This is a genomic window from Falsiphaeobacter marinintestinus (assembly GCF_007923355.1).
GTDB lineage: Bacteria > Pseudomonadota > Alphaproteobacteria > Rhodobacterales > Rhodobacteraceae > Phaeobacter_A > Phaeobacter_A marinintestinus.
This window is the reverse complement of the sequence record NZ_VOGO01000001.1, coordinates 281536-299878: the sequence shown is the minus strand read 5'-3', so window position 1 is coordinate 299878 and position 18343 is coordinate 281536. Positions and strand designations below refer to the sequence as shown.

At 58.6% G+C, this 18343-nt stretch carries 19 protein-coding genes; 13 read left to right on the top strand and 6 right to left on the bottom strand.

Translation table 11 applies throughout. The annotated features are described in order from the left end of the window. Nucleotides 1–34: 34 nt before the first annotated feature. Nucleotides 35–1327, bottom strand: a complete 1293-nt coding sequence (locus tag FOY56_RS01410) for an O-acetylhomoserine aminocarboxypropyltransferase/cysteine synthase family protein (protein ID WP_146344004.1) — start codon at nt 1325–1327, stop codon at nt 35–37. Between the two features lie 167 nt (nt 1328–1494). Between FOY56_RS01410 and FOY56_RS01405 the strand changes: the two genes are divergently transcribed. Continuing rightward, the gene (locus FOY56_RS01405; RefSeq protein WP_146344003.1) at nt 1495–2097 is read left to right on the top strand and encodes a hypothetical protein; all 603 of its coding nucleotides are present in this window, start codon (nt 1495–1497) and stop codon (nt 2095–2097) included. A gap of 53 nt (nt 2098–2150) precedes the next feature. Here FOY56_RS01405 and FOY56_RS01400 read toward each other — a convergent pair whose 3' ends face one another. Beyond that, a complete protein-coding gene (locus FOY56_RS01400; RefSeq protein WP_146344002.1) occupies nt 2151–3155 on the bottom strand; it encodes a GT-B fold glycosyltransferase domain-containing protein in 1005 nt (334 codons plus the stop codon). Nucleotides 3156–3271: 116 nt separating this feature from the next. On the opposite strand from FOY56_RS01400, the gene FOY56_RS01395 reads away from it, so the two are divergent. From FOY56_RS01395 to preA, 3 genes are all read left to right on the top strand, one after another. Further along, nucleotides 3272–3748 carry a hypothetical protein gene (locus FOY56_RS01395; RefSeq protein WP_246139386.1) on the top strand — a complete coding sequence of 159 codons (477 nt, stop codon included), beginning with the start codon at nt 3272–3274 and terminating at the stop codon, nt 3746–3748. Nucleotides 3749–3935: 187 nt separating this feature from the next. Beyond that, complete coding sequence (locus FOY56_RS01390; RefSeq protein ID WP_146344001.1) at nt 3936–5270, top strand: NAD(P)-dependent oxidoreductase; 1335 nt, start codon at nt 3936–3938, stop codon at nt 5268–5270. A gap of 56 nt (nt 5271–5326) precedes the next feature. Next, a complete protein-coding gene (gene preA / locus FOY56_RS01385; protein WP_146344000.1) occupies nt 5327–6631 on the top strand; it encodes an NAD-dependent dihydropyrimidine dehydrogenase subunit PreA in 1305 nt (434 codons plus the stop codon). Between the two features lie 46 nt (nt 6632–6677). Here the strand turns inward: preA and FOY56_RS01380 are convergent, their stop codons facing one another. After that, a complete protein-coding gene (locus tag FOY56_RS01380; protein ID WP_246139385.1) occupies nt 6678–6860 on the bottom strand; it encodes an N-(5'-phosphoribosyl)anthranilate isomerase in 183 nt (60 codons plus the stop codon). A gap of 83 nt (nt 6861–6943) precedes the next feature. Beyond that, complete coding sequence (locus FOY56_RS01375; protein ID WP_146343998.1) at nt 6944–7552, bottom strand: TetR family transcriptional regulator C-terminal domain-containing protein; 609 nt, start codon at nt 7550–7552, stop codon at nt 6944–6946. Between the two features lie 190 nt (nt 7553–7742). Here FOY56_RS01375 and FOY56_RS01370 point away from each other — a divergent pair, with 190 nt between their 5' ends. The 8 genes from FOY56_RS01370 (at nt 7743) to FOY56_RS01335 (ending at nt 15000) form a co-directional block, all read left to right on the top strand. Beyond that, nucleotides 7743–8993 carry a Zn-dependent hydrolase gene (locus tag FOY56_RS01370; RefSeq protein WP_146343997.1) on the top strand — a complete coding sequence of 417 codons (1251 nt, stop codon included), beginning with the start codon at nt 7743–7745 and terminating at the stop codon, nt 8991–8993. 77 nt (nt 8994–9070) lie between these two features. After that, nucleotides 9071–9391: a hypothetical protein gene (locus tag FOY56_RS01365; protein ID WP_146343996.1), complete on the top strand. Its 321-nt coding sequence runs from the start codon at nt 9071–9073 to the stop codon at nt 9389–9391. 21 nt (nt 9392–9412) lie between these two features. After that, nucleotides 9413–9697 (top strand): hypothetical protein, encoded by a 285-nt coding sequence (locus tag FOY56_RS01360; protein ID WP_146343995.1) that lies wholly within the window; start codon nt 9413–9415, stop codon nt 9695–9697. A 49-nt stretch (nt 9698–9746) separates the two neighbouring features. Further along, nucleotides 9747–11201: a dihydropyrimidinase gene (gene hydA, locus FOY56_RS01355; protein ID WP_146343994.1), complete on the top strand. Its 1455-nt coding sequence runs from the start codon at nt 9747–9749 to the stop codon at nt 11199–11201. A gap of 89 nt (nt 11202–11290) precedes the next feature. Then, complete coding sequence (locus tag FOY56_RS01350; protein WP_146343993.1) at nt 11291–12073, top strand: ABC transporter ATP-binding protein; 783 nt, start codon at nt 11291–11293, stop codon at nt 12071–12073. Continuing rightward, a complete protein-coding gene (locus FOY56_RS01345) occupies nt 12066–13028 on the top strand; it encodes an ABC transporter permease (protein WP_146343992.1) in 963 nt (320 codons plus the stop codon). The genes FOY56_RS01350 and FOY56_RS01345 overlap by 8 nt, the downstream gene beginning before the upstream one ends. Before the next feature lie 88 nt (nt 13029–13116). Then, on the top strand, nt 13117–13962 hold the full coding sequence (locus FOY56_RS01340; RefSeq protein WP_146343991.1) for an ABC transporter permease: 846 nt from the start codon (nt 13117–13119) through the stop codon (nt 13960–13962). A 51-nt stretch (nt 13963–14013) separates the two neighbouring features. Then, nucleotides 14014–15000: an ABC transporter substrate-binding protein gene (locus FOY56_RS01335; RefSeq protein ID WP_146343990.1), complete on the top strand. Its 987-nt coding sequence runs from the start codon at nt 14014–14016 to the stop codon at nt 14998–15000. Between the two features lie 59 nt (nt 15001–15059). Here the strand turns inward: FOY56_RS01335 and FOY56_RS01330 are convergent, their stop codons facing one another. Both FOY56_RS01330 and FOY56_RS01325 read right to left on the bottom strand, forming a co-directional pair. After that, nucleotides 15060–15815, bottom strand: coding sequence for a DsbA family protein (locus tag FOY56_RS01330; protein WP_146343989.1), 756 nt, complete (start codon nt 15813–15815; stop codon nt 15060–15062). Beyond that, entirely contained in the window at nt 15812–17188 is a 1377-nt protein-coding gene (locus FOY56_RS01325) for a M48 family metalloprotease (RefSeq protein WP_146343988.1), read from the bottom strand. The genes FOY56_RS01330 and FOY56_RS01325 overlap by 4 nt, the downstream gene beginning before the upstream one ends. Between FOY56_RS01325 and FOY56_RS01320 the strand changes: the two genes are divergently transcribed. Continuing rightward, nucleotides 17187–18329 carry a pyridoxal phosphate-dependent aminotransferase gene (locus FOY56_RS01320; RefSeq protein WP_146343987.1) on the top strand — a complete coding sequence of 381 codons (1143 nt, stop codon included), beginning with the start codon at nt 17187–17189 and terminating at the stop codon, nt 18327–18329. The two genes, FOY56_RS01325 and FOY56_RS01320, sit on opposite strands and share 2 nt — an antisense overlap. Nucleotides 18330–18343 lie beyond the last annotated feature (14 nt).

The window sequence follows — 18343 nt, the reverse complement described above, 5'->3', positions numbered from 1 at the left end:
GCCCCGGAGTGTTCCGGGGCCCTCCAAAAAGCGATCAGGCGCAGGCTTGTGTCAGGGCCTGGTCCAGATCGGCGATCAGATCGTCGGCGTCTTCGATCCCAATCGATACCCGAACCATGTTGGGGCCAGCCCCGGCAGCTTCCTGCTGTTCGGCGGTCAACTGACGGTGCGTGGTTGATGCCGAATGGATGATCAATGACCTCGCATCGCCAAGATTGGCCACGTGGCTGAATATTTCCAGCCCATTCACCAGCTTCACACAAGCATCATATCCGCCTTTGACAGCGAAGGTGAACAGACCCCCCGCACCCTTTGGATAGCAACGTTGCGCGCGTTCGGCATAGGGCGAAGACGGCAGCCCAGCATAGGTCACAAAATCGACGCGTGGATCAGCCTCCAGCCAGGACGCGACTTTGACCGCGTTCTCGACATGGCGTTGCATCCGCAGCGACAGGGTCTCGATGCCCATCAATGTATAATGTGCCGCCTGCGGGTTCATCGTCATGCCGAGGTCACGCAGGCCGATGGCGATGCCGTGGAACGTGAAGGCCAGCGGGCCAAAGGTCTCGTGGAATTTAAGGCCGTGATAGGCGGGTTCGGGTGCGCTGAGCGATGGAAACTTGTCGCTGGCGGACCAGTCGAACTTGCCCGAATCCACAACTGCGCCGCCGGTCACTGTGCCGTTGCCTGTCAGGTACTTTGTGGTCGAATGCACCACCAAACTTGCACCGTGTTCGAACGGGCGGCACAGGTATGGCGTGGCCGAGGTGTTGTCGACGATCAGCGGAATGCCCGCAGCGTCGGCCACATCCGCCAGCGCGCGGATATCTGTGACATAGCCACCAGGGTTGGCGATGGATTCGCAGAACACGGCGCGGGTGTTTTCGTCAATTGCTGCGGCGACAGCATCCAGATCGTCGGTGTCAACGAATGTGGCTGACCAACCGAACCGTTTGATGGTCTGGCTGAACTGCGTGACCGTGCCGCCGTAGAGGCGGGTCGAGGCGACCACGTTGCACCCGGGTGTCATCAGCGGGAACAGCGCCATGATCTGAGCCGCGTGTCCGGACGAACAGCAAACCGCGCCAACGCCGCCTTCCAACGTCGCGATACGTTCTTGCAGAACAGCCACAGTCGGGTTGGTCAGACGCGAATAAATGAACCCCACTTCCTGCAGGTTGAACAAGGCGGCGGCGTGATCCGCATCGCGAAAGACATAGGCCGTGGTCTGATAGATCGGCGTCTGGCGCGCTCCGGTCGCCGGGTCTGGCCGGGCGCCTGCGTGGATCTGCAGCGTGTCGAATCCGTATGTGGGGCCGTCTGACATGATGTTCCTCTCCCTGGGTCAACTTTTCGACAAAAGGACTAAGGTATCGGGGGGGGCAACACAACAGACCTCGGATGTTCACTGCTCACATACTTATTGAGTATGTTGACGGCGTATCGATTTCCGATCATACTCAACTTGTACGTTAGTGAGTAGGAGACCCCATCATGGAAGCTAGCCCCGATCTGGTAGAGAGCGATACCGAAGCTGCTCTCTCGGCCGACACGTCGGCGATACGCGCGCGTCGCAAGAAGCGCGCAGAAAGTGCACAGACAGTGAATTTCAGCCTTCAGCCCGAAGTGCGTATGTTCCTGACCGAACAAGCCCGCGAGGCGGGGATGGATATGACCCATTATCTGCAAAAGCTGGTGGATGATCATGTCGTCGCGACCGCCGCTGCGGACAATCCATTGTCTATCCGGATCCAGGCGCGCCGCGCTTTTATCAACCGCATTGTTGCTTTGGCGCAGGAGATGGACACCGCCGGAGACTTTAACGAACATTTCATTCTGAACGTGATGAAGCGCGCGATGGACGAACCCGAAACGGCTGAGAACTATACCCGTGCGGTGACGCAGGACCCAGACAATGAACGCCGGACCGCCCGGATCAGTGCATCGCTGAACCAGCAGATCGGACGTCTGATCAAACGCGCAGCCGGTGCCCGCAGCAAACGGGATGACAACAAAAAGATCCAGCGTGCCCAGATTCAGGGTGAGGTGCTGACGTCGTACACATTGCTGGACAAACCGGCTGCCGACGCGGCCTGACCTAAACCCGATGATCTACACTCGATAATGGGCTGCCTGCAATCTGGTGGCCCTTATCGCATCCAGTAGCCTTCGGATTTGATCCTGTTGCGGAGCGCCTGCTCCTTGCGGGGCAGGTCGTTGCGATCAAACATTTCGCGCACGCGGTGGCCCTTGCCCTGAATGACCAGCCGTTTGATCGGGTCATAATTCTTCAGAACTTTCTTGATCTTGTTCGGGGTGGTCACCTCTTCAAGAATGTCGACCACATGATCGCTCTCGCGCGCATAAAGCAGCGGGAACAGCCGATAATGACAGCTGATCGACCCGTCCAGATACCCCGGGGGCAGCGCATCACGTCCACCGCCGAAAGAGTGTATCACCAGAGGCAGCACGATCTGGTCCAGCCAGGGGTCCAGGCTTTGGCCGACCAGTTCAATCGGCGGATCCTTCAGGATCGACGTGGCATAAACCTGAAACCGGTGCCCGAATTTGCGCGGGCACGCATAGTAGAAATAGCCAGCGTTAAAGTACAAATACCGTCGCCAGTATTCATCAGGTTGGCTCCGATCCAGACTGCTTTCAAAATCCAGCCCGAACCGTTTGTAGAGCGATTTCCAGATACCAGTAAAACCAGGCCCATACAGTGTGGGCTGTGGCCATGTCCCTTCACGCCGCAATGATGCCGAAGGGCGGTCGAAGTTGAACGGAACAGACGTGATGTCGCCGGTGATCAGAGTATCGGTGTCAAAGAACACAAAGGGTTCGCCTTCGGGCAATGCGTGCAGCGCCTCGATTTTGTTCCCATAGGGGTACTTTTCTCCGAACACTTTGTTGTCGAACGGCAATATCTCGACACCCAACCACTCCAGCGCTGCCAGAACGTCTTGATTCCGGATCGACGGATTAGAGGTCCACTTGCGCCCGGGTTGGGGCACGGCGACGAACAGTCGCCCTTTGAAATCCGGGCTTGTATGACGCAGCGACGCCGCAAACAGCACGGCTTCGTACATCAGACGGCCGGTCTGTCCGACGATCATGATATTGAACGGTTGGCTCTGGACCGGTTTCTTTGCCATACTGGTCTCTGACTGCTGCCTCTTGTGTTGCGCGCACTATACGTGCGTCTGTCGTTTCCCAAAACCCCGCAATTGCACCACAGTCGTATTAGATGCTGATGTTAAGGAGTTTTTTTATGTTCGAAAAGATTTTGCTCGTGTCGCTGTTGTCCTCCGGGGTCGTCGGGGACCGTTTCATTGCCACCGATGCTATGGTTCCGGTGTCGTCGCACCTTGCCGCAGAACCGCAAACCCCGATGGGCAAATTTACCACGGCGACCGAAGTCCGCCCGATCCTGTCGGCGACCAAGTCAAGCTGGGTCGCCGTGCGCGAATATGACGGGCAGGACCTTTTGTATGTGACGCATTTGTTCGCGTGGCGCTGTGGGTTGGCAGAACTGAAAGTTGGCGTGAACGGGGGGCTGCCGCAGGTTTGGCCGCTGCCGCCTTGCCACGTCAATACGGCCTCGCCAAACGCGATCACCGAAACAGATGGCTTGCCTTATGTCCGATTCCCGCTTGGGTCTGTCGAAACGATTGAAGTGCATGTGACCTATGATGATCTTGGGACCGACATGGCCCTGTTTGATCGCACATCCGTTCTGATGCCCTGATAACCCGCTGATTCTTAGACGAATAGCCGGGTTCAAAGCGTTCTGCGCGTTTCGGCTGGGTGCCCCTTTTTTGCGCAACCGGCAAGTCGAACGGGATAAATCGGCGGCTTTCAAAAATTTACCAATTGATAAAAAATTAGATTGTGGCACTCTGGATGCAGCACAACTGACAACCAGGGAGACACCGATGGCGAACAGCCTGATGGCATCCGGGATCGTGGCGCAGCGGCTGAATGCCGAAGAACTGGCGTCGAATTTCAGCGATCTTCACCCGGCCTATGCCCCACACGAGGCCGCCGTTGCTGCGGATCGTTGCTATTTCTGCTATGATGCACCCTGCACCACAGCCTGCCCGACTGACATCGATATCCCGATGTTCATTCGTGAAATCCAGACCGGCAATCCTGAGGCCGCAGCGCGCACAATTCTGGAACAGAACATTCTGGGCGGGATGTGCGCACGGGTGTGTCCGACCGAAACCCTGTGCGAAGAGGTGTGCGTACGCGAAACATCCGAAGGCAAACCGGTTGAGATCGGGCGCTTGCAACGCTTTGCCACCGACACGCTGATGGCAGCCGGTGTGCACCCGTTCGAGCGTGCCGCGCTAACCGGCAAACGTGTGGCGGTTGTGGGGGCAGGACCTGCCGGTCTTGCCTGTGCGCATCGTTTGGCGATGCTGGGACATGAAGTGGTGATCCATGAAGCCAAGCCCAAGGCCGGCGGCCTGAATAATTTCGGGATTGCGGCGTACAAGTCCACCGACAATTTCGCAGATCGCGAGATCGAGTGGTTGTTGCAGATCGGCGGAATCACCATTGAAACCGGCAAGGCGCTGGGACCGGACCTTTCGCTGGATCACCTGACATCGGGCTTTGATGCGGTATTCCTTTCAATCGGTCTGGCCGGTGTCAATGCGTTGCGTCTGCAGGGGGAAGACATGAAGGGAATGCGAGACGCGGTTGATTTCATTGAAGAACTGCGATCATCAAGCGATCTTTCCACACTGCCTGTCGGGCGCAATGTCGTGGTCATTGGCGGTGGTATGACCGCAGTTGATGCCGCTGTGCAGTCCAAGCTTCTGGGGGCCGAGAACGTTACCATCGCCTATCGTCGGGGTCGTGACGCCATGCCAGCCAGCGGGTTCGAACAGGATCTTGCTGCCGCGAAAGGTGTGAAGCTGATGTTCAACGTTATGCCTGTGGCGCTGAAAGGCGATGGTGCAGTCAGTGCGGTCGAACTGGAATACACGTCGGTCATCGATGGAAAGGTGACGGGTACCGGAGAAACCATAGAGCTACCGGCCGATCAGGTGTTCAAAGCTATTGGCCAAACCTTACGGGGCGCACCTGACGGGTTGTCTCTGGACGGCGGAAAAATCACGGTGAATGAAGTCGGGCGCACCAGCAAAGACATGGTTTGGGCCGGAGGGGATTGTGCCAGCGGCGGGGATGATCTGACCGTAACTGCCGTGGCCGAAGGGCGTGATGCCGCAATGGATATACATGCACAGCTGACAAGCTGAGGATACCAAAACGATACCGGCGGCACGTCCGTCGATACATCAGGGAGGCCTTGCAAATGGCTGATTTAACGTCTGATTTCTTGGGGATTAAATCCCCGAATCCGTTCTGGCTGGCCTCTGCGCCACCAACCGACAAGGAATACAACGTCCGCCGTGCTTTTGAAGCCGGATGGGGCGGTGTGGTCTGGAAGACACTGGGCGCAGAAGGCCCGCCTGTTGTTAATGTAAATGGCCCGCGCTACGGTGCGATCTATGGGGCTGATCGCCGGCTTTTAGGGTTGAACAACATTGAGTTGATCACCGACAGGCCGTTGGAAACCAACCTTGAGGAAATGGCGCGGGTCAAGGCGGATTACCCGGACCGAGCGCTGATTGCCTCGATCATGGTGCCATGTGATGAGGCATCGTGGAAAGCGATCCTCCCGCGGGTGGCCGAAACCAATGCAGATGGTATCGAGCTGAATTTCGGCTGCCCGCATGGGATGAGTGAACGCGGAATGGGGGCGGCTGTTGGCCAGGTTCCTGAATATATTGAGATGGTTACGCGGTGGTGTAAACAGTACTACGACCGCCCTGTGATAGTGAAGCTGACGCCAAATATCACCGATGTACGGTATCCCGCACGGGCCGCAAAGAACGGTGGCGCGGATGCGGTTTCTCTCATAAATACAATTAGTTCCATCACGTCCGTAAACCTGGACAGCTTCAGTCCGGAGCCGTCTATTGATGGCAAGGGATCGCATGGTGGTTATTGCGGGCCGGCGGTGAAACCGATCGCGATGAACATGGTGGCCGAAATTGCCCGGGACGCTGAAACCCATGGGTTGCCTATCAGCGGCATTGGCGGGATCACCACATGGCGTGACGCGGCCGAGTTTATGGCGCTGGGGGCCGGAAATGTGCAGGTTTGTACAGCCGCGATGACCTATGGGTTCCGTATTGTACAAGAAATGATTTCAGGTCTGAGCCAGTGGATGGACGAAAAGGGATATACGTCGATTGATGATTTCGTCGGCATGGCGGTGCCCAATGTCACCGACTGGCAGTACCTGAACCTTAACTATGTCGCCAAGGCGAAGATTGATCAGGACGCTTGCATCAAATGTGGCCGTTGCTACGCAGCATGTGAAGACACCTCGCATCAGGCGATCTGGATGAAAGAGGGCAGAGTGTTTGAGGTGAATGATGCCGAGTGCGTCGCCTGCAACCTGTGTGTCGAAGTCTGCCCGGTTGAAGGCTGTATTTCGATGGAGCCGATGGAGATCGGCCAAACCGATCCACGCACTGGCCGGGTGGTCGTAGAAGAGTATGCCAACTGGACGTCGCACCCAAACAACCCGATGTCACGCGCGGCCGAATGAGATTTTTCGACGAAAAATCTCGGTAGAGAAAATTCGTCGAATTTTCTCAGAACAGGATCCGGATCGGCCCGTTGTGACAAACGACGATGTATTGGTCTGCAGTTTGGATAAGGTGAAAGCCCCGTCGCCGCACTTCGGCCTGAAAGCAGTCATGGCCGACTTCGCGGTCGACCCAGGTGAGCGAGCGGCGCACAACCGCGCCACGCTGTGCTGCTTGGGTTGCAAACATCTGGTCTAGCCATCGCGTCGCTTGCGTGGGGTCAGGAAGCATTCTCATGCGACCAGGATGTATGCGTTTGGGTTAATGCGACCTTAAGGGGCGAGTAGCCGACGATACATGGCGTCAATGAACTCGGGCGCACCTTCGAAAGGGTCTTCCGATCCCAGAACGGCCCGAACCTGAACGTCGAAATCGGCATAATGTTGAGTCAGGGACCAAATCGAAAAGATCAGATGATACGGATGCACACGCGCAATTTGGCCCAGATCGATCCAGTGCTGGATCAGAGCCGCTTTGTCGTCCACCAGATGCTTGAGGTCGGTGGACAGGGCGGTGTGAATGCGCGGAGCACCCTGGACAATCTCATTGGCGAACAGACGGCTTTCGCGTGGGAAATCCCGACTCATCTGCAGCTTGCGGTGGACGTAGGCCAGCAGTTCTTCAAGCGGGTCTCCATCGGCGTCGAGGTCGCGCAATGGATCAAGCCAGGTGTCCAGAAGCCGCGACAGAAGCGCGTTGTGCATGGCCTCTTTCGAAGGGAAATAGTAGAGCAGGTTGGGCTTGCTGAGCCCGGCAGCGTTTGCAATCTGATCCACGGTTGCCCCACGAAATCCTTGCGCCGAGAACACGTCAAGTGCAGCCTCCAGAATGGCGGCTCGGTTGCGTTTCTGGATTCGCGTGGGCGCGCGGTCGTCGGGCATGGGGCGGTGTCCTTATGATCGGTTGTCATATGCCTGAAATTTGGTCCCCGGCCGGATATAGGTCGGGGTTTCGTCGAGTGCCGTGCCGCTACTTCTTGACTGGTGCCTCACCCGTGTTAGCGTGAGTTTGACCAGATGGTCAAATCAAAGATGACGCCAGGTATCTGGCGCGCCGAAAGGGAAGTGAAACATGGCTGCTCCTGCGCAAAATCTGAAAATCAACGGTGATAGGCTGTGGGATAGCCTGATGGAGATGGCACAGATTGGCCCAGGCATTGCGGGCGGCAACAACCGCCAAACGCTGACCGACGATGATGCCAAGGGCCGGGCACTGTTTCAGACTTGGTGTGGAGACGCGGGCTGTTCGATGGGATTGGACAGCATGGGTAATATGTTCGCAATGCGCCCGGGGCAGGATCCGGACGCGCTGCCGGTTTACATGGGCTCGCATCTGGATACGCAGCCGACCGGCGGCAAGTATGATGGTGTTCTGGGCGTTTTGGGCGGGTTGGAAGCGTTTCGCACGATGAATGATCTGGGGGTCAAGACCAAGCACCCGATCGTGCTGGTCAACTGGACCAACGAAGAAGGCACGCGATTTGCGCCGGCCATGCTGGCGTCGGGCGTATTCGCGGGCAAACATACCGAAGACTGGGCCAAGGACCGGGTCGATGCCGAGGGCAAGCGATTTGGTGACGAGCTGAAGCGGATCGGCTGGGAAGGTGACGAACCCGTCGGCGCGCGTAAAATGCACGCGATGTTCGAATTGCATATCGAGCAGGGCCCGATTCTGGAGGCCGAGGGCAAGGATATCGGCGTTGTCACGCACGGGCAGGGCCTGCGCTGGATTGAATGCACGGTGACCGGAAAGGAAAGCCACACGGGATCGACTCCGATGGCGATGCGCAAGAATGCGGGGCGGGGTCTGGCGCTGGTGACCGAACTGGTGCACGAAATCGCGATGAAACATCAGCCCAACGCGGTGGGTGCGATCGGACATATCGATGTCTATCCGAATTCGCGTAACATCATTCCGGGCAAGGTCGTGTTCACCGTGGATATGCGCACCCATCTTCTGGACAAGCTGAACGACATGGTTGCCGAGTTCGTGACACAGGCGCCGCGTTTGTGCGAAGCAATCGGGACCGAATTTTCCTGCGAGATTGTCGGCCAGTTCGATCCGCCGGCGTTTGATGAGGCCTGTGTATCGGCAGTACGGGGCGCGTCTGAGCGTCTTGGGTACAGCCACATGGATATCATATCGGGGGCGGGGCATGACGCCTGCTGGATCAATGATGTGGCCCCGACGGCGATGATCATGTGCCCCTGCGTGGACGGGTTGAGCCATAACGAGGCCGAAGACATCTCGAAAGAATGGGCGACGGCGGGGGCGGATGTGTTGATGCATGCGGTTCTTGAGACTGCGGAAATCGTGGAGTGATCGAGGGGCCAGCCCCTCGAGCTCCCCGGGATACTTTCGGCAAGAGGAAGAGGGGCGGTTTCGCTGCCCGCCAACAGATGAGCAAACTGCAACCAACCACAGCCGGGGATATCAAAGCGTTGATCGATAATGAGATCCGGGCGTATCCCGTTGAGACGCGCGCAGGCCGGATGACGGTCGACGCGTTTCGCACGCAGTTGCGCGAACCGCGCCAAGTGACAGTGAATTTCTCGGGCGGGATCACTCAGACCTGCTGGTCAGTGACGCGGGGGGATGGATGTTACCGGGTAATCTATATGCCGACAGCCGGGTATTTCTCGCTCTGTGTGGAAAGCGATTTCGGGCCGCTGGATATCGGCGTGCATGGCAAGGCGATCGACTGTTTCGGGTCGGTCTGAAGTGAGTATCGGAGGGGTGGAATGCCGCGGATCGGATTGAGTGCAGCTGTGTTGGGGCTGTCGGTGTTGGTGGCCTGCGATGAAGCGACCTTTGCGGGGCCGGATTTTGAACCTGTGCCGGACGGGTACAAACGGGCGAAGGATCCTCTGCCGGACCCAGTGCTGCAAGCCATGGCCTCGTTTCGGTTGCCGCGTGACACCATCCTGACGCGCGAGGGGTGTTACTTTACCCATATCGAGCCGGATATGCCGGAACTGGTCGCGCCGTTGAGGAATTCGGAAGGGGCGCAGATTTGCGTCGGATAGATTGCGCATGGCCGGGGTCGGTCGTGACTGCGAGAAGGGGAGTTTGAACATGTCCACAGTGATCAAGAACGGTACGGTTGTGACCGCGGATCTGACGTATAAGGCTGACGTGCTGGTCGAAAACGGGGTTATTGCGGCCATCGGGCCGGATCTGAGCGGCGATGAGGTGCTGGACGCCACCGGGTGTTTTGTCATGCCGGGCGGGATCGATCCGCATACGCATCTTGAGATGCCGTTCATGGGGACGTATTCGACCGACGATTTTGAGTCCGGCACGCGGGCCGGGCTGGCAGGGGGCACCACGATGGTTGTCGATTTTGCACTGCCAAACCCCGGTGAAGGATTGTTGGAAGCGCTGAAGCGCTGGGACAACAAATCGACGCGGGCCAATTGCGATTATTCGTTCCACATGGCGGTGACCTGGTGGGGCGAACAGGTGTTTGAAGACATGGCCACGGTCGTAAATGAGCGCGGAATCAACACGTTCAAGCATTTCATGGCCTATAAGGGCGCGCTGATGGTCAATGACGACGAGATGTACGCCTCGTTTCAACGCCTGGCCGAATTGGGCGCGACGGCGATGGTGCACGCCGAGAATGGCGATGTTGTCGCCGAGCTGTCGGCCAAGTTGCTGGCCGAGGGCAATACCGGTCCGGAAGCGCACGCGTATTCCCGTCCGCCACAGGTTGAAGGCGAGGCGACCAATCGCGCCATCATGATCGCGGATATGGCGGGCGTGCCTTTGTATGTTGTGCATACCTCGTGTGAGGAAAGTCACGAGGCGATCCGACGGGCGCGGATGCAGGGCAAGCGGGTCTGGGGCGAGCCGTTGATCCAGCACCTGACGCTGGATGAGAGCGAGTATTTCAACCCCGACTGGGATCATGCCGCGCGACGTGTGATGTCGCCACCGTTCCGCAACAAGAAACATCAGGATTCGCTTTGGGCCGGGTTGCAGTCGGGCTCGCTGTCCGTCGTGGCGACAGATCATTGCGCGTTCTCGACCGAGCAAAAACGCTTTGGTGTGGGCGACTTTACCAAAATCCCGAATGGCACAGGGGGGCTTGAGGACCGGATGCCGATGTTGTGGACGCATGGGGTCGCGACGGGGCGGTTGACGCCGAATGAATTTGTGGCCGTAACCTCAACCAACATAGCGAAAATTCTGAACTGCTATCCGAAGAAGGGCGCCATTCTTGTGGGGGCAGATGCGGATATCGTGGTCTGGGATCCCGAAAAGGAAAAGACGATCTCGGCCAGCAGTCAACAATCGGCGATCGACTATAACGTGTTCGAAGGCAACGCCGTGAAGGGCCTGCCGCGCTTTACCCTGACGCGCGGACAGGTCGCTGTGTATGACGGTGAGATCCGCACGCAGGAAGGCCATGGCAAGTTCGTGGAACGGGCGCCGAATGCGACTGTGAACAAGGCGCTGTCATCGTGGAAAGAACTGACCGCGCCGCGTCCGGTGGAGCGGACGGGGATACCTGCCACAGGCGTGTAAGGTGAAAGGGCCGACGCGCTGCAGGATCGGCATGTGGCCCTTGGCACCGGCAAGAATAAAATAATAGACGGTGGAGCAACCTGATCCGTATGAATACATCACCTGTTATCGAGGCCCGCGATCTGAACCTGACATTTGAGACCAATGATGGTCCGGTGCAGGCGCTCAAGGACGTGAACCTGACCATCAACAAGGGCGATTTCGTCAGTTTCATTGGCCCGTCGGGCTGCGGCAAGACCACGTTTCTGCGGGTCATGGCAGCACTGGAACATCCCACGGCTGGCACAATTACCGTCAACGGGATGACTCCGGATGAGGCGCGTCGCAAGCGGGCTTATGGGTATGTGTTTCAGGCGGCGGGCTTGTACCCCTGGCGCACGATTGCACGCAATATCAAGCTGCCGCTTGAGATCATGGGCTATTCCCGCGCCGATCAGGACACGCGTGTTGAAGAAGTTCTGAAACTGGTCGATCTGGACGGTTTTGGCGGCAAGTATCCCTGGCAATTGTCAGGCGGGATGCAACAGCGGGCCAGTATCGCGCGGGCTTTGGCCTTTGATGCCGATATCCTGTTAATGGACGAACCGTTTGGCGCGCTGGATGAAATCGTGCGCGATCATCTGAACGAGCAGTTGCTGGAACTATGGGCGCGGACAGAAAAGACCATCGCCTTCGTGACGCATTCGATCCCGGAGGCGGTGTATCTGTCGACCAAAATTGTGGTGATGAGCCCGCGTCCGGGTCGGATCACAGATGTAATCGAAAGCCCGCTGCCTAGGGACCGGCCATTGGATATTCGCGATACACAGGCGTTTCTGGACGTTGCGCACCGCGTGCGCGAAGGGCTGCGGGCGGGGCATTCTTATGACTGAACCCGTCGATACGACGCCGTCACGATGGGCGAGCGGCGTTACCGGGATCGTGTTCCCGGTTCTGGTTGTCTTGGCGATTATCACGGCCATCTGGTACGCCGTTTGCGTGCCGATGAACATCCACGGAGCTGTTCAGTCGGCTGAGCGGGCCGGGGTTGTCGTCATACCCGAGGACGCCAAGACCCGGCGCGAGATGGGCGGCGTGGCATTGGCGCTGCAGAATACCGGAGAGATTTCAGACGTCTGGTCGCAGGATCGACCCAGATTGCCGGCGCCGCATCAGGTGGCCGTCGAGTTGTGGAAGACCACAGTCTTGAAGAAAGTGACCTCGAAACGGTCGCTGATCTATCACGGCTGGATCACGTTGAGCGCGACCTTGCTGGGGTTTGCGTTTGGCACCGGGTTGGGGATCTTGCTGGCGATCGGGATCGTACACAGCCGGGTTATGGATATGTCGGTGATGCCCTGGGCGATCATCAGCCAGACCATCCCGATCATCGCGCTGGCGCCGATGATTATCGTGGTTCTGTATTCGATTGGGGTGCAGGGGATTATCCCGAAGGCCGTGATCTCGGCCTATCTGAGTTTCTTCCCGGTGGTTGTGGGCATGGTGAAGGGCTTGCGCAGCCCGGACGCGATGCAACTGGATCTTTTGCGGACCTATAGCGCATCGAAGGCGCAGGGGTTCTGGAAGCTGCGGTTGCCGGCTTCGATGCCATATCTGTTCACATCGCTGAAGATCGGGATCGCGGCGTCGTTGGTTGGGGCCATTGTTGGTGAGTTGCCGACGGGGGCCGTTTCGGGACTGGGTGCGCGGCTGCTAGCGGGCAGCTATTACGGTCAGACGGTACAGATCTGGTCGGCGCTGTTTGCGGCGGCGATTTTGGCGGCCTGTCTGGTGGCCATTCTGGGCGTGATCGAACGTGTGACGCTGAAGCGGATGGGGATGGCATGATGGGGCTGTTTCGATTGAGGGGCGCTGCCCCCGCGCCTGCGGCGCTCCCCCGGGATATTTCGGGCAAAAGGAAGACGGGGGCGCGGCGATGATGCTGGTTGGTGCGGCGTTCCTGATCTGGGTGTTGGGCTGGTGGATGAATGTCCGGCTTGCCAATGGGCCCGCGGCGGACACACGCGGCGTGAAGCTGCTGGTGCCGGTGATTTTTGGTGTGACGGTATTGCTGGTCTGGGAGCTGTTGGTCTGGGGGTTGGAGGTGCCGCTGGTGATCCTGCCGGCGCCCAGCCTGATTGCGACGCGGTTTGCGCAAAGCACCAGCATCCTGTGGCAGGACTTTCAGCAAACTTTCGTCAAGGGTGCTTTGAGTGGGTATTTCATCGGGTGCAGTGCGGCGTTTCTGATGGCGATCGCGGTGGACCGGAGCGATTTTCTGCGGCGCGGTCTGTTGCCGGTGGGCAATTTTGTCGCCGCGCTGCCGATCGTGGGGACCGCACCGATTCTGGTGATGTGGTTCGGGTTTGACTGGCATTCTAAGGCTGCGGTGGTCGTGGTTATGGTGTTTTTCCCGATGCTGATCAACACGGTGGCGGGGTTGCGTGAGACAACAGCCATGCAGCGCGATCTGATGGAGACCTATGCGGCATCTTACTGGCAGAGCTTTTTCAAGCTGCGTCTGCCAGCCGCGATGCCCTTCATTTTCAATGGGTTGAAGATTTCGACGACGCTGGCCCTGATCGGGGCGATTGTTGCGGAATTTTTCGGCTCTCCCACGGTGGGAATGGGATTTCGGATCTCGACAAGTGTTGGTCAGCTTGCGCTGGACATGGTCTGGGCCGAGATTGTCGTGGCGGCTTTGGCCGGAACGGCGTTTTATGGGGTGATGGCGTTGATCGAAAAGGGCGTGACCTTCTGGCATCCATCGCAACGCGGATAACGACAACAAGAGCCCGGGGACGGGCCGGACATTTAGCAAGGAGTGAAGACAATGAAGAAACTGTTCTCAGGTACGGCACTGGCCATGGCCATGGCGGCAAGCCCGGTGCTGGCGGCGGAAGAGGTCAAGCTGCAGTTGCAGTGGGTCACCCAAGCGCAGTTCGCGGGTTATTACGTGGCGCTGGACAAGGGCTTTTACGACGAAGAAGGGCTGGACGTGACCATTCTGCCCGGCGGCCCGGACATTGCCCCGCCACAGGTTCTGGCCGGTGGCGGCGCGGATGCGATGCTGAACTGGATGCCGTCGGCTTTGGCGGCGCGCGAAAAGGGTCTGCCGGTGGTCAACATCGCCCAGCCATTCAAAAGCTCGGGCCTGATGCTGACCTGCTGGAAAGACACAGGCATCACGGGTCCGCAGGATTTCAAGGGCAAGACAATCGGGGTCTGGTTCTTTGGCAATGAGTACCCGTTCCTGAGCTGGATGAGCCAGGAAGGTATTTCGACCGATGGCGGCGAAGATGGCGTGACGGTTCTGAAGCAGGGTTTTAACGTTGATCCTCTGCTGCAGCGTCAGGCTGATTGCATTTCGACCATGACCTATAACGAATATGGTCAGGTGCTGGATTCGGGCGTCAGCGAAGACGAGCTTGTGACCTTTAAGTACGAGGACATGGGTGTCGCCACGTTGGAAGACGGTATCTATGTGCTGGAAGAAAACCTGTCGGACCCGGCCTTCAAAGACAAGATGGTCAAGTTCGTTCGCGCGTCGATGAAGGGCTGGAAGTACGCCGAGGCGAACCCGGATGAAGCTGCTGGCATCGTTTTGGACAATGATGCAACCGGTGCGCAGACCGAAGCGCATCAGGTGCGGATGATGGGTGAGATTGCCAAGCTGACGGCGGGATCGAACGGGGCACTTGACCCGGCTGATTTCCAGCGGACCGTGGATACGCTGCTGGCCGGTGGGTCGGATCCGGTGATTTCAAAGACGCCGGAAGGCGCGTGGACGCATGACATCACAGATGCTGCGTTGAACTAAGATTTGGATTGAGAGTTGGAGAAGGCCCCGGGGGACCGGGGCCTTCTTGCGTTTTGGGATCAGCTTTTGTTGCTGCGTTTGTCGGCCACGATCAGCTCCATCTGATCGGCGGGCACAAATCCACGCAGCAGTTCGTCTTCGAGAACGAAAGTTGGCGTGCCCGAGATCTTGAGCTTTTGGGCCAACGCGCGGGTCTGGATGATTTCCTGCGACACTTCGGGGGCGTTCATACGTTCAACCACGGCTTTGGCATCCAATCCGAGCCCCTCGGCGAGCCGTTGCAGGGCAACCTCGGTGATTTCACCGTTGAACGCGACCAGCGCGTCATGAGCTTGTTTGTAAGCGTCGTCACCCTCAAGCTGTTTGACCGCGATGGCAAAGCGCGAAGACAACATAGACGCTTCGCCCAAGATCGGGAATTCTTTGATGATCAGGCGGACGTTGCCGTCCGATTTCAGAAGCTTTTCGATTTCGGGAACGGCCTTGCGGCAATAGCCACAGCGATAGTCCATAAATTCAACCAGTGTGATATCGCCGTCCGGGTTCCCGCCGACCCAGGAATACCCGTCCTCAAAGATCTCGGCACTGTTTTGAGACACCATGGTCAGGTCGGCGCGGGCTTCGGCCTCGGCCTCGCGTTGCTCAAGCAGGCCGACGGCCTCCATGATGACCTCGGGGTTGTCCATCAGATAAGCGCGGATTTCGTCACGGAACGCGGCGCGTTCGGAATCGGACAGGTTTGTCAGGTCGGCGGCCGATACCGGGGCTGCCATCAAGGCAAGCGCGGTCAGGGCCGGTGCGGCATAGCGGATCATCGTTTTTTCCTTTTGTCGATTTTCTCGGAAGCGATTAGCACATCTTCGGCCCGTTGCGCAGCAATAGATCCGCGCGGCAATTGGGCGAGGGCGCGTCTTGCGTGGAGTCCGGCATCTTCGAGGTTGCCGAGCAGAGCGTAACGTTCAGCGGTGGACAGAGCGGCCATACCAGTTTGGCCGTCCTGCGCATAGGCAAGGGACAAATCCTGCAACAGCCGCAGATTGCGAAAGTCGCGCAGGCGGGCTTTTTCCAGCGTGGCCAGCCCGGACTTGCGCTGCCCGGCCGCAACTTGCGCGCGGCCCAGACCGGCCAGGATCAGGCTGTCGCGGGGGGCCAGGTCAGCGGCGGTCTGATAGGCAGATACGGCCGAGGACCATTGCCGGTTTTCCATCAGGATCTGACCTTTGAGGTCATAGTAATAGGGGTCGTCCGGGCGCGCCGCCAATGCGGCATTTATGGAACGCAATGCGTTGCCCAGTTGATTGAGCCGGTGATAGGCCACGGCCTCGCGCATGCGGCGAATGTCCAGTTTGGGTTCCTCGTCGGCGCGGGCAAAGGTCCATTTCGGGGATCGTGTATAAGCGGTGAGCTTTCCGCGCAGGCGCGAAAACCAGTATTCGGCATTTGGGTCGAGTGGGATGTTAAACCGGTTGGTCGCGACATAGGCCTTGGCGGCGCGAATGCGGTCGCGGCTGAGTGGGTGCGAGCGGGCATAGGGATCCTGGTTGGAGACGCTCAAAAGCTCTTGCCCGGCGAAGGCCTGATGCAGTTCGACAAGACCCGTCGGGTCTATGCCGGAGTTGCGCAGGTAACTGGCAGCAGATCGGTCGGCGGAGGATTCTTCGGCCCGGGTGTGGGCTAGAAAAGACCGATAGGCCGAGTTGCTGATGCCTGCACCGACAGCAGCGGCTGCTTCTCCGCCACCGGCAGCGGCAGCGGCCAGTGCGAGCAGAGCACCGATCCCGGCCACGGTGCGTGCGCTTTGGAAGTTTTGCATGCGGCGCGACAGGTGGCCATTGGCGATATGCGCGGCCTCATGCGCGATGACGGCCTGCAGCATCCTTGCGTTGGTCACCTTCTGGATCAGCCCGTAGTTCAGGTAGATCGTCTGAGTATCGACGACGAACGCGTTGAAGGCGCTGTCATTGACCACCATGATCCGCACCCGCGTCGGGCTGAGACCGGCGGCGCGCAGGATTGGAAAGGCAAGTTCGGTCAGGCCATATTCGATATCGGCATCGCGGATCAGCGTAACGGCGGCCGAAGGAATGGCCGAGACCAGCCATAGGAACATACCCAGCACAAGCGCCGGGATTGACGCCAGTCGGGATACGCGTTCAAACACCATGCGCGCACCTTGGGAGAAGCACATGCGAAACTCAACCCGATCTCAGGTCGATCCCTTCATTGTGATGGACGTCATGGAAGCCGCCCGAAAGGCCGAGGATTCGGGCCGCCGGATCATCCATATGGAGGTCGGTCAGCCGGGTACCGGCGCACCGAAGGGGGCGGTCGATGCACTTGCCGGGGCATTGCGCGAAGACTCATTAGGGTACACCGTGGCACTGGGGCTGCCTGCGTTGCGCCGTCGAATCGCGCAGTTATACGCAGACTGGTACAGCGTCGATCTGAACCCTGAGCGGGTGGTGGTGACTTCCGGATCTTCGGGAGCATTCATTCTGGCCTTCACTGCATTGTTTGATACCGGAGACCGCGTCGGGATCGGAGCGCCGGGCTATCCCAGCTATCGACAGATTTTGCGATCACTGGATCTGGTGCCGGTTGACCTGCCTGCCGCGCCGGAAAACCGGTTGCAACCGGTACCGGAAGATTTTGCCGGGCTGGATCTGGCCGGGCTGATGGTGGCCTCGCCCGCGAACCCGAGCGGAACGATGTTGGATCGCGCCGCGATGGGGGGGCTGATCAAGGCCGCGCAGGCGCAAGGGGCCAGTTTCATCAGCGACGAGATCTATCATGGGTTGGAGTATGAAGCGAAAGCAGTCAGCGCGCTGGAACTGACCGATGAGTGTTACGTGATCAATTCATTCTCCAAGTACTTCTCGATGACGGGGTGGCGTGTCGGTTGGATGGTGGTGCCCGAGGATCATGTCCGGGTGATCGAACGTCTGGCGCAGAACCTGTTTATCTGTCCGCCGCATGCCAGCCAGGTGGCGGCGTTGGCCGCGATGGAATGCACCAAAGAACTTGAAGCCAACATCGAGATCTACCGCAACAACCGCGCGCTGATGCTTGAGGGTTTGCCAAAGGCCGGGTTCACCAATATCGCGCCGCCTGACGGGGCGTTCTATGTCTATGCGGATGTGTCGGATCTGACCGATGACAGCCGGGCTTTTGCGGCTGAGATATTGGACAAGGCCGGCGTCGCGGTGACACCGGGGCTGGATTTCGATCCGGCACGCGGTCACGGCACTTTGCGGTTTTCCTATGCCCGGTCCACGTCGGATATCAAAGAGGGGTTGGCGCGGCTCGCCGATTTCATGGCGCGCCGTTAGGTCACAAATCGCCC